Origin of the sequence: Lysinibacillus sp. G4S2 (genome assembly GCF_030348505.1) — a bacterium.
Taxonomy (GTDB): domain Bacteria; phylum Bacillota; class Bacilli; order Bacillales_A; family Planococcaceae; genus Lysinibacillus.
On the sequence record NZ_JAUCFJ010000002.1, the window covers coordinates 115,849 to 128,184 of the forward strand.

Below are 12,336 nucleotides of genomic sequence, written 5' to 3' on the forward strand. Positions count from 1 at the left end.
AGGAATAGGTGAGAACCTATAGAAGGGGGAAAACATCATTGAGTCAGACAACTGAGAAGCCGTTTCAAATTGGCGATATAGTTATGGACAACCGTGTCGTTTTAGCGCCAATGGCTGGAATTTGTAACTCTGCTTTCCGTTTAACTGTTAAGGAGTTCGGGGCAGGGCTAGTATATGCAGAAATGATTAGTGATAAAGGGATTGTCCAGAAGAACGAAAAAACACTAGGCATGCTTTATATCGATGAGCGTGAAAATCCACTTTCATTGCAAATTTTTGGTGGTGATAAGGAAACACTAGTGGAAGCGGCCAAGTATGTAGATGAAAACACAACCGCCGATATTATCGATATTAATATGGGCTGCCCAGTTAATAAAATTATTAAATGTGAAGCGGGCGCTCGTTTACTTTTAGATCCGAATAAATTATATGAAATGGTAGCGGCTGTTGTCGATGCCGTAAAAAAACCTGTCAGCGTAAAAATGCGTATTGGTTGGGATGATGAGCATATCTTTGCTGTTGAGAACGCACAAGCTGCAGAACGTGCTGGTGCTTCGGCGGTGGCTGTTCATGGACGTACGCGGGTACAAATGTACGAAGGAAAGGCGAATTGGGATATCATTCGTCAAGTGAAGGAAAATGTAAAAATTCCTGTGCTTGGTAATGGTGATGTAGAAACTCCTCAAGGTGCAAAACGTATGCTTGATACTACTGGGGTGGATGCAGTAATGATTGGGCGCGCTGCTTTAGGTAATCCTTGGATGATTTATCGTACAGTTCAATACCTTGAAACTGGTGAGCTAAAAGAAGAGCCAAGTGTACGTGAAAAAATTGATGTGTGTTTGCTTCACTTTGAACGCCTTATGCAATTAAAAGGAGAGAGTGTGGCAGTACGTGAAATGCGTAAACATGCTTCGTGGTATTTAAAAGGTATTCGTGGTAATGGTAAAGCGCGTAAAGAGATTAATCAAACAGAAACTGCAGTAGCGCTTCGTGCACTATTAAATGGACTTGTACAAGAATATGAAGAACTTGAATCTAAATTAATAGTACCGGAAGCAAAAGAATTAATTTATTAACTTTTTCAACGGGTGTCACGGAAATCGGAAAGGAGTTCTTAGAGGATGTTAGCCTAAAATCATCACATCCATGCGATAACGGCTAACTGACCTGGATCACGCACGCCTAAGCACAAAGCCGATTCTATGCCGAGGCATAATTGATTACGTTGAAAAGGCGTCTCACAGTTGGTTTTGAGACGCCTACTTTTCTGCTAACTTTAGTTTTTAGAATTATAAATTATTCCTCCTCTTATGGAAAATTACGTCGAAACAGATGATTACAGCAATAAAATTGTGTACAATAGAAATATTATGGACGTAAACGTAACGCGGACAATTTAATAAGGAGTGAAACAAGTGTCAAACATAGAAGAATTAAATGATCAGCTTTTGGTGAGACGCCAAAAAATGACAGCTATTCGAGAAAATGGTCAAGATCCATTTGGTAGTCGTTTTGAACGTACTCATTTATCAACAGAAGTACGTGAACAATTTGCAGATCAAACAAAAGAGCAGCTAGAGGAAAACCTACAAGAGGTTATTATTGCGGGTCGTATTATGACGAAACGTGGTAAAGGAAAAGCTGGCTTTGCACATATTCAAGATCTAGGTGGCCAAATTCAAATTTATGTTCGTCAAGATCACGTTGGCGAAGAAGCGTATGAATTATTTAAACAAGCTGACCTAGGTGATATCGTAGGGATTCGTGGTAATGTTTTCAGAACGCAAGTAGGAGAGCTTTCAGTAAAGGCTGAAGAGTTTACATTCCTATCAAAAGCTCTACGCCCTATGCCAGAAAAATTCCATGGCTTACAAGATGTTGAACAACGATATCGTCAACGTTATTTAGATTTAATGACGAATGAGGATAGTAAAACAACATTTATTACACGTTCTAAAATCATCCGTGCTATCCGCAACTATTTAGATAACACAGGATATTTAGAAGTAGAAACACCAATGCTTCATACAATTGCTGGTGGTGCAGCGGCTCGTCCATTTATTACACATCACAATGCGCTTGATATGGAATTATACATGCGTATTGCTATTGAACTGCATTTGAAACGTTTAATCGTAGGTGGACTAGAGAAAGTGTATGAAATTGGTCGTGTTTTCCGAAATGAAGGAATCTCAACACGCCACAACCCTGAATTTACAATGATAGAGCTGTATGAAGCTTATGCAGACTACAAAGATATTATGTCTCTAACAGAAAACCTTATTGCTCATGTAGCTCAAGAAGTTTTGGGTACTACCACAGTTCAATACGGTGAAGATGAGATTAACCTTGCTGTAGGTTGGAAACGAGTTCATATGGTAGATGCAGTAAAAGAAGCTACAGGTGTAGACTTCTGGCAGCCTATGACTAAGGAACAAGCTCAAGCACTTGCTAAAGAACATGGAGTAGAGGTTAAAGAAACACATGAGGTAGGACATATTATTAACGAGTTCTTCGAGCAAAAGATTGAGGAGACTCTTGTTCAGCCTACGTTTGTTTATGGCCATCCAGTGGAAATCTCGCCTCTAGCGAAGAAAAATCCAGAGGACGAGCGTTTCACTGACCGTTTCGAATTATTTATCGTTCGCCGTGAGCACGCAAATGCCTTTACAGAACTAAATGATCCTATCGATCAACGTGAACGCTTTGAAGCTCAGCTAGTTGAAAAAGCAGCTGGTAACGATGAAGCGCACGAAATGGACAACGATTTCATTGAAGCGCTGGAATATGGTATGCCTCCAACAGGTGGATTAGGTATTGGTATCGACCGTTTAATTATGCTTCTTACAAATTCACCATCAATTCGTGATGTATTATTATTCCCAACAATGCGTCATATTACTAAATAGTTGTTTTATGAATAGCGCAATGAAAAAGAATTGCTTCATATTATAGTGGACAATTGTGAATAAGCAGGAGCCGAGGTGCAGGAGATGCACTGAGGCTCCTGTTTTTTTGAAAGTTAAATTAAACGATGCCCTGATAAATTTGGATTTCAAATTAATGATCTAGACGCAACTATGCCGAGGTATAATTGATTAGGTAGGTTCAGACTGCCTCTAATGTCTTTAATAATACTGGACATTTTCCTTGGTGAAAGAATAGAGTATAGCTATAAATAGAATATACAATGGCTTCATTCGGTGAGAAATGAATGAAAGTCGGAGTCGGTATGGTGGAATGCTAGGGCGAGATTCCTGGTTTGCATCTGAAGCGATGATTTAGTATTAATTGGTTTATGTTTAAAAAGTTTAAATTGAAAAGAATTAATAAGGTGTTTAAACGGCAAATGAATATAGGGTATACTTTAAGAGTTCTATAATTTGCAGATAAAGTAGAAATAGACATTAATAGAAGTTTTATTGGAGGCTTATAATGAATTATAAAATCTTTAACAAACATGTATTTGAACAGGCGCAGCTACGTTCAGTTTCAGATGTTCAGTTAACTGAAGAAGAACTTGAAAATGGTATGAAATTAGCAGTTTCTAAGATAGATCCGACCCTATCTTTATATTTAGTGGATATAAACGGTCAGAAGAAATTTGACGTCCGTTGGGATGATTCTTCCGAAATCTTCAGTGGCTGGTATTCTGCGTGGGATAATTTCTCTTGGTGCCTGGATATAGTTGAGAAACAAGATAATTAATTTAAATTAGTAGATTTTTAGATTTAAGTTTTAAAAAACAATGTTGAATTCCGCATTGAAAAGGGAACAAGTATTATATCTTATTATGAAGCGGAACAATAAAGAAGTAACAAACATGAATAAGTAGGAGTCGAGGTGTAGGAGAATCACTTTGGCTCCTTTTTTCTTGATTGAGTATTGGTTAGTGCAATATGTAAATGACGTGTTAGAAGGGTGATGATGCATTCTAATGTGTAGGATCTTAGATGTTTTTCAAAGAAAGCTTGAGAAAGTATCCTTAAAAAGGGGCTATATTTTTAATAGAAGTAAGACTCTTCTTGTTTAGTTTGTTGAGATTTTCAAGAAAGAGATGTATAGTAAAACAAATAAAGTGGTATGCTAGGAGATTACAAGAGTTATTTGGTGCTCGAAAAATCGTAAAATAGCTTACTAATTCAAGATTTATAAAAAAGATAATTTTATAGCGGAAAAACACTTGCGAATGTATTAGATTCGTGATAAATTATTACTTGTCGTTAAGACGACGCAAGAAACAAAAACGAGTTCGAAAAAACATTAAAAAAGATGTTGACATCGAAATTCGAGAATGATATTATATAAGAGTTGTCACTTAACTTCTGAAACGAAGTTGGAAAACTTTTGAAAAAAGAGTTGACAACGAAAATGAAAAATGTTAAACTATAAAAGTTGTCAAAACAAAACGACAACGAAATGAACCTTGAAAACTGAACAAGCAAAACGTAATCAATAAAGTTTTTAGTAGCTAACCTTGAGTTAGTGAACAAAACAAAATTTTGGACATCAAACATGATGCCAGCAAAACAATTTGAGCTAATCAAATTTCTTTTTATGGAGAGTTTGATCCTGGCTCAGGACGAACGCTGGCGGCGTGCCTAATACATGCAAGTCGAGCGAACAGAGAAGGAGCTTGCTCCTTTGACGTTAGCGGCGGACGGGTGAGTAACACGTGGGCAACCTACCTTATAGTTTGGGATAACTCCGGGAAACCGGGGCTAATACCGAATAATCTGTTTTACCTCATGGTGAAACACTGAAAGACGGTTTCGGCTGTCGCTATAAGATGGGCCCGCGGCGCATTAGCTAGTTGGTGAGGTAACGGCTCACCAAGGCGACGATGCGTAGCCGACCTGAGAGGGTGATCGGCCACACTGGGACTGAGACACGGCCCAGACTCCTACGGGAGGCAGCAGTAGGGAATCTTCCACAATGGGCGAAAGCCTGATGGAGCAACGCCGCGTGAGTGAAGAAGGTTTTCGGATCGTAAAACTCTGTTGTAAGGGAAGAACAAGTACAGTAGTAACTGGCTGTACCTTGACGGTACCTTATTAGAAAGCCACGGCTAACTACGTGCCAGCAGCCGCGGTAATACGTAGGTGGCAAGCGTTGTCCGGAATTATTGGGCGTAAAGCGCGCGCAGGCGGTCCTTTAAGTCTGATGTGAAAGCCCACGGCTCAACCGTGGAGGGTCATTGGAAACTGGGGGACTTGAGTGCAGAAGAGGAAAGTGGAATTCCAAGTGTAGCGGTGAAATGCGTAGAGATTTGGAGGAACACCAGTGGCGAAGGCGACTTTCTGGTCTGTAACTGACGCTGAGGCGCGAAAGCGTGGGGAGCAAACAGGATTAGATACCCTGGTAGTCCACGCCGTAAACGATGAGTGCTAAGTGTTAGGGGGTTTCCGCCCCTTAGTGCTGCAGCTAACGCATTAAGCACTCCGCCTGGGGAGTACGGTCGCAAGACTGAAACTCAAAGGAATTGACGGGGGCCCGCACAAGCGGTGGAGCATGTGGTTTAATTCGAAGCAACGCGAAGAACCTTACCAGGTCTTGACATCCCGTTGACCACTGTAGAGATATGGTTTTCCCTTCGGGGACAACGGTGACAGGTGGTGCATGGTTGTCGTCAGCTCGTGTCGTGAGATGTTGGGTTAAGTCCCGCAACGAGCGCAACCCTTGATCTTAGTTGCCATCATTTAGTTGGGCACTCTAAGGTGACTGCCGGTGACAAACCGGAGGAAGGTGGGGATGACGTCAAATCATCATGCCCCTTATGACCTGGGCTACACACGTGCTACAATGGACGATACAAACGGTTGCCAACTCGCGAGAGGGAGCTAATCCGATAAAGTCGTTCTCAGTTCGGATTGTAGGCTGCAACTCGCCTACATGAAGCCGGAATCGCTAGTAATCGCGGATCAGCATGCCGCGGTGAATACGTTCCCGGGCCTTGTACACACCGCCCGTCACACCACGAGAGTTTGTAACACCCGAAGTCGGTGGGGTAACCTTTTGGAGCCAGCCGCCGAAGGTGGGATAGATGATTGGGGTGAAGTCGTAACAAGGTAGCCGTATCGGAAGGTGCGGCTGGATCACCTCCTTTCTAAGGATATTTTCGGAATACAAACCTAGGGTTTGTAAGATTACGTTTTGCGTTCAGTTTTGAAGGTTCATTCTTACGAATGAAACACTTCAAAACTTGTTCTTTGAAAACTGGATAAAACGACATTGAAATTGTAACAAACACATTAATTTTTTAAGTTTTTTTATAGGCTTAATAACTTGGTTAAGTTATTAAGGGCGCACGGCGAATGCCTTGGCACTAGGAGCCGAAGAAGGACGGCACTAACACCGATATGCTTCGGGGAGCTGTAAGTGAGCTTTGATCCGGAGATTTCCGAATGGGGGAACCCACTACGTTTAATCGCGTAGTATCTTGACGTGAATTCATAGCGTCTTGAAGGCAGACCCAGGGAACTGAAACATCTAAGTACCTGGAGGAAGAGAAAGAAAAATCGATTCCCTGAGTAGCGGCGAGCGAAACGGGAAGAGCCCAAACCAAGAGGCTTGCCTCTTGGGGTTGTAGGACACTCTATACGGAGTTACAAAAGAGCGAGTTAGATGAAGCGACTTGGAAAGGTCCGCCAGAGCAGGTAAAAGCCCTGTAGTCGAAAGTTCGTTCTCTCCTGAGTGGATCCTGAGTACGGCGGAACACGTGAAATTCCGTCGGAATCCGGGAGGACCATCTCCCAAGGCTAAATACTACCTAGTGACCGATAGTGAACCAGTACCGTGAGGGAAAGGTGAAAAGCACCCCGGAAGGGGAGTGAAAGAGATCCTGAAACCGTGTGCCTACAAGTAGTTAGAGCCCGTTAATGGGTGATAGCGTGCCTTTTGTAGAATGAACCGGCGAGTTACGATTACGTGCGAGGTTAAGCTTTAGAAGGCGGAGCCGCAGCGAAAGCGAGTCTGAATAGGGCGAATTAGTACGTGGTCGTAGACCCGAAACCAGGTGATCTACCCATGTCCAGGGTGAAGGTGAGGTAACACTTACTGGAGGCCCGAACCCACGCACGTTGAAAAGTGCGGGGATGAGGTGTGGGTAGCGGAGAAATTCCAATCGAACTTGGAGATAGCTGGTTCTCTCCGAAATAGCTTTAGGGCTAGCCTCGTGATGAGAATACTGGAGGTAGAGCACTGTTTGGACTAGGGGGCCATCCCGGTTTACCGAATTCAGACAAACTCCGAATGCCAGATATTTATACACGGGAGTCAGACTGCGAGTGATAAGATCCGTAGTCAAAAGGGAAACAGCCCAGACCACCAGCTAAGGTCCCAAAGTAATCGTTAAGTGGAAAAGGATGTGGCGTTGCACAGACAACCAGGATGTTGGCTTAGAAGCAGCCATCATTTAAAGAGTGCGTAATAGCTCACTGGTCGAGTGACGCTGCGCCGAAAATGTATCGGGGCTAAACGATTCACCGAAGCTGTGGATTGACATCTATGATGTCAGTGGTAGGAGAGCGTTCTAAGTGCGTTGAAGTCAGATCGGAAGGACTGGTGGAGCGCTTAGAAGTGAGAATGCCGGTATGAGTAGCGAAAGACGGGTGAGAATCCCGTCCACCGTATGACTAAGGTTTCCTGAGGAAGGCTCGTCCGCTCAGGGTTAGTCGGGACCTAAGCCGAGGCCGATAGGCGTAGGCGATGGACAACAGGTTGATATTCCTGTACCACCTCCTCACCGTTTGAGAAATGGGGGGACGCAGTAGGATAGGGTAAGCGCGCCGTTGGTTGTGCGCGTCCAAGCAGTAAGGCGTGTGTGTAGGCAAATCCGCACACTGTAACGTTGAGCTGTGATGGCGAGTCCGTATGGACGAAGTTCCTGATTTCACACTGCCAAGAAAAGCCTCTATCGAGGTGAGAGGTGCCCGTACCGCAAACCGACACAGGTAGTCGAGGAGAGAATCCTAAGGTGTGCGAGAGAACTCTCGTTAAGGAACTCGGCAAAATGACCCCGTAACTTCGGGAGAAGGGGTGCTCTTGAGCGTGCAAGCGCATGAGAGCCGCAGTGAATAGGCCCAGGCGACTGTTTAGCAAAAACACAGGTCTCTGCAAAACCGTAAGGTGACGTATAGGGGCTGACGCCTGCCCGGTGCTGGAAGGTTAAGAGGAGTGGTTAGCGCAAGCGAAGCTGCGAATTGAAGCCCCAGTAAACGGCGGCCGTAACTATAACGGTCCTAAGGTAGCGAAATTCCTTGTCGGGTAAGTTCCGACCCGCACGAAAGGCGTAACGATCTGGGCACTGTCTCAACGAGAGACTCGGTGAAATTATAGTACCTGTGAAGATGCAGGTTACCCGCGACAGGACGGAAAGACCCCGTGGAGCTTTACTGTAGCCTGATATTGAATTTTGGTACAACTTGTACAGGATAGGTAGGAGCCAGAGATCTCGGAGCGCCAGCTTCGAAGGAGGCGTCGGTGGGATACTACCCTGGTTGTATTGAAATTCTAACCCATGCCCCTTAGCGGGGTAGGAGACAGTGTCAGGCGGACAGTTTGACTGGGGCGGTCGCCTCCTAAAAGGTAACGGAGGCGCCCAAAGGTTCCCTCAGAATGGTTGGAAATCATTCGTAGAGTGTAAAGGCACAAGGGAGCTTGACTGCGAGACCTACAAGTCGAGCAGGGTCGAAAGACGGGCTTAGTGATCCGGTGGTTCCGCATGGAAGGGCCATCGCTCAACGGATAAAAGCTACCCCGGGGATAACAGGCTTATCTCCCCCAAGAGTCCACATCGACGGGGAGGTTTGGCACCTCGATGTCGGCTCATCGCATCCTGGGGCTGTAGTCGGTCCCAAGGGTTGGGCTGTTCGCCCATTAAAGCGGTACGCGAGCTGGGTTCAGAACGTCGTGAGACAGTTCGGTCCCTATCCGTCGTGGGCGTAGGAAATTTGAGAGGAGCTGTCCTTAGTACGAGAGGACCGGGATGGACACACCGCTGGTGTACCAGTTGTCTTGCCAAAGGCATCGCTGGGTAGCTATGTGTGGACGGGATAAGTGCTGAAAGCATCTAAGCATGAAGCCCCCCTCAAGATGAGATTTCCCATTACGCAAGTAAGTAAGATCCCTCAAAGACGATGAGGTAGATAGGTTCGAGGTGGAAGTGTGGTGACACATGGAGCTGACGAATACTAATCGATCGAGGACTTAACCACAATGTTTGAAACATTCAATGCACGTTTATCCAGTTTTGAAAGAACAAGAAAGTTTTAAAAAAAGCTTGCAATTATAACGAAATATGTTATAATAAATCTTGTCTTTAAAATAGTCTAGTGATGATGGCAAAGAGGTCACACCCGTTCCCATACCGAACACGGAAGTTAAGCTCTTTAGCGCCGATGGTAGTTGGGGGCTTCCCCCTGTGAGAGTAGGACATCGCTAGGCATAATACCCAGGAGGATTAGCTCAGCTGGGAGAGCACCTGCCTTACAAGCAGGGGGTCGGCGGTTCGAGCCCGTCATCCTCCACCATTTGCCGGTGTAGCTCAGTTGGTAGAGCAACTGACTTGTAATCAGTAGGTCGTGGGTTCGACTCCTATCGCCGGCACCATAGTTTTGAGCCATTAGCTCAGTTGGTAGAGCATCTGACTTTTAATCAGAGGGTCGAAGGTTCGAGTCCTTCATGGCTCACCATTTAAATTGCCAACAAAATATGCGGGTGTGGCGGAATTGGCAGACGCACTAGACTTAGGATCTAGCGCCGCAAGGCGTGGGGGTTCGACTCCCTTCACCCGCACCATATTTTAAATTTAATAATTGCCAGGATAAATAAATCTTATGCACATGCGGAAGTAGTTCAGTGGTAGAACACCACCTTGCCAAGGTGGGGGTCGCGAGTTCGAACCTCGTCTTCCGCTCCAAATGTGCCGGGGTGGCGGAACTGGCAGACGCACAGGACTTAAAATCCTGCGGTAGGTGACTACCGTGCCGGTTCGATTCCGGCCCTCGGCACCATTTTATTTTAATAATTAGCGCCCGTAGCTCAATTGGATAGAGCGTCTGACTACGGATCAGAAGGTTATGGGTTCGACTCCTGTCGGGCGCGCCAATATAACAAACGGGAAGTAGCTCAGCTTGGTAGAGCACTTGGTTTGGGACCAAGGGGTCGCAGGTTCGAATCCTGTCTTCCCGACCATTTCCTAAAAATAATATTAACTATGGGGCCTTAGCTCAGCTGGGAGAGCGCCTGCCTTGCACGCAGGAGGTCAGCGGTTCGATCCCGCTAGGCTCCACCATTTAACTTTAATGAACCTTGAAAACTGAACAAGCAAAACGTAATCAATAAAGTTTTTAGTAGCTAACCTTGAGTTAGTGAACAAAACAAAATTTTGGACATCAAACATGATGCCAGCAAAACAATTTGAGCTAATCAAATTTCTTTTTATGGAGAGTTTGATCCTGGCTCAGGACGAACGCTGGCGGCGTGCCTAATACATGCAAGTCGAGCGAACAGAGAAGGAGCTTGCTCCTTTGACGTTAGCGGCGGACGGGTGAGTAACACGTGGGCAACCTACCTTATAGTTTGGGATAACTCCGGGAAACCGGGGCTAATACCGAATAATCTGTTTTACCTCATGGTGAAACACTGAAAGACGGTTTCGGCTGTCGCTATAAGATGGGCCCGCGGCGCATTAGCTAGTTGGTGAGGTAACGGCTCACCAAGGCGACGATGCGTAGCCGACCTGAGAGGGTGATCGGCCACACTGGGACTGAGACACGGCCCAGACTCCTACGGGAGGCAGCAGTAGGGAATCTTCCACAATGGGCGAAAGCCTGATGGAGCAACGCCGCGTGAGTGAAGAAGGTTTTCGGATCGTAAAACTCTGTTGTAAGGGAAGAACAAGTACAGTAGTAACTGGCTGTACCTTGACGGTACCTTATTAGAAAGCCACGGCTAACTACGTGCCAGCAGCCGCGGTAATACGTAGGTGGCAAGCGTTGTCCGGAATTATTGGGCGTAAAGCGCGCGCAGGCGGTCCTTTAAGTCTGATGTGAAAGCCCACGGCTCAACCGTGGAGGGTCATTGGAAACTGGGGGACTTGAGTGCAGAAGAGGAAAGTGGAATTCCAAGTGTAGCGGTGAAATGCGTAGAGATTTGGAGGAACACCAGTGGCGAAGGCGACTTTCTGGTCTGTAACTGACGCTGAGGCGCGAAAGCGTGGGGAGCAAACAGGATTAGATACCCTGGTAGTCCACGCCGTAAACGATGAGTGCTAAGTGTTAGGGGGTTTCCGCCCCTTAGTGCTGCAGCTAACGCATTAAGCACTCCGCCTGGGGAGTACGGTCGCAAGACTGAAACTCAAAGGAATTGACGGGGGCCCGCACAAGCGGTGGAGCATGTGGTTTAATTCGAAGCAACGCGAAGAACCTTACCAGGTCTTGACATCCCGTTGACCACTGTAGAGATATGGTTTTCCCTTCGGGGACAACGGTGACAGGTGGTGCATGGTTGTCGTCAGCTCGTGTCGTGAGATGTTGGGTTAAGTCCCGCAACGAGCGCAACCCTTGATCTTAGTTGCCATCATTTAGTTGGGCACTCTAAGGTGACTGCCGGTGACAAACCGGAGGAAGGTGGGGATGACGTCAAATCATCATGCCCCTTATGACCTGGGCTACACACGTGCTACAATGGACGATACAAACGGTTGCCAACTCGCGAGAGGGAGCTAATCCGATAAAGTCGTTCTCAGTTCGGATTGTAGGCTGCAACTCGCCTACATGAAGCCGGAATCGCTAGTAATCGCGGATCAGCATGCCGCGGTGAATACGTTCCCGGGCCTTGTACACACCGCCCGTCACACCACGAGAGTTTGTAACACCCGAAGTCGGTGGGGTAACCTTTTGGAGCCAGCCGCCGAAGGTGGGATAGATGATTGGGGTGAAGTCGTAACAAGGTAGCCGTATCGGAAGGTGCGGCTGGATCACCTCCTTTCTAAGGATATTTTCGGAATACAAACCTAGGGTTTGTAAGATTACGTTTTGCGTTCAGTTTTGAAGGTTTATGACTAAATATAAAACTTCTAAGAGGGCCTATAGCTCAGCTGGTTAGAGCGCACGCCTGATAAGCGTGAGGTCGATGGTTCGAGTCCATTTAGGCCCACCATATATACCTCTTGGGGCCTTAGCTCAGCTGGGAGAGCGCCTGCCTTGCACGCAGGAGGTCAGCGGTTCGATCCCGCTAGGCTCCACCATTTTTTTGTTCTTTGAAAACTGGATAAAACGACATTGAAATTGTAACAAACACATTTATTTTTAAGTTTTTTATAGGCTTAAT

3 protein-coding genes, 11 tRNA genes and 4 rRNA genes are annotated in these 12,336 nt (G+C 45.9%); all 18 read left to right on the top strand.

The genetic code is table 11. The features are described 5' to 3' along the window. Positions 1-38 precede the first annotated feature (38 nt). Complete coding sequence (dusB, locus tag QUF91_RS00915; protein WP_285399007.1) at positions 39-1,079, top strand: tRNA dihydrouridine synthase DusB; 1,041 nt, start codon at positions 39-41, stop codon at positions 1,077-1,079. Between the two features lie 330 nt (positions 1,080-1,409). Beyond that, complete coding sequence (lysS, locus tag QUF91_RS00920; protein WP_285399005.1) at positions 1,410-2,912, top strand: lysine--tRNA ligase; 1,503 nt, start codon at positions 1,410-1,412, stop codon at positions 2,910-2,912. Positions 2,913-3,438: 526 nt separating this feature from the next. Further along, complete coding sequence (locus tag QUF91_RS00925) at positions 3,439-3,711, top strand: hypothetical protein (protein ID WP_285399003.1); 273 nt, start codon at positions 3,439-3,441, stop codon at positions 3,709-3,711. A gap of 846 nt (positions 3,712-4,557) precedes the next feature. Continuing rightward, a 16S ribosomal RNA gene (locus tag QUF91_RS00930) occupies positions 4,558-6,109 on the top strand. A 181-nt stretch (positions 6,110-6,290) separates the two neighbouring features. Continuing rightward, positions 6,291-9,218 (top strand): 23S ribosomal RNA (locus QUF91_RS00935). Between the two features lie 113 nt (positions 9,219-9,331). After that, positions 9,332-9,447, top strand: a 5S ribosomal RNA gene (gene rrf, locus QUF91_RS00940). A 10-nt stretch (positions 9,448-9,457) separates the two neighbouring features. Next, positions 9,458-9,533: transfer RNA gene (locus QUF91_RS00945), tRNA-Val, on the top strand. Between the two features lie 3 nt (positions 9,534-9,536). Then, positions 9,537-9,612: transfer RNA gene (locus QUF91_RS00950), tRNA-Thr, on the top strand. 7 nt (positions 9,613-9,619) lie between these two features. Further along, a tRNA-Lys gene (locus QUF91_RS00955) sits at positions 9,620-9,695 on the top strand. Between the two features lie 21 nt (positions 9,696-9,716). Next, positions 9,717-9,801 (top strand) — tRNA-Leu (locus tag QUF91_RS00960). Between the two features lie 46 nt (positions 9,802-9,847). Continuing rightward, positions 9,848-9,922: transfer RNA gene (locus QUF91_RS00965), tRNA-Gly, on the top strand. 5 nt (positions 9,923-9,927) lie between these two features. After that, positions 9,928-10,016 (top strand) — tRNA-Leu (locus tag QUF91_RS00970). A gap of 17 nt (positions 10,017-10,033) precedes the next feature. Further along, positions 10,034-10,110: transfer RNA gene (locus QUF91_RS00975), tRNA-Arg, on the top strand. A gap of 10 nt (positions 10,111-10,120) precedes the next feature. Then, positions 10,121-10,197, top strand: a tRNA-Pro gene (locus QUF91_RS00980). Between the two features lie 24 nt (positions 10,198-10,221). Continuing rightward, a tRNA-Ala gene (locus tag QUF91_RS00985) sits at positions 10,222-10,297 on the top strand. 145 nt (positions 10,298-10,442) lie between these two features. Next, positions 10,443-11,994 (top strand): 16S ribosomal RNA (locus tag QUF91_RS00990). Together the 16S, 23S and 5S rRNA genes with 11 tRNA genes alongside form the textbook arrangement of a ribosomal RNA operon. 94 nt (positions 11,995-12,088) lie before the next feature. After that, positions 12,089-12,165, top strand: a tRNA-Ile gene (locus QUF91_RS00995). A 12-nt stretch (positions 12,166-12,177) separates the two neighbouring features. Continuing rightward, positions 12,178-12,253, top strand: a tRNA-Ala gene (locus QUF91_RS01000). Positions 12,254-12,336: the final 83 nt, after the last annotated feature.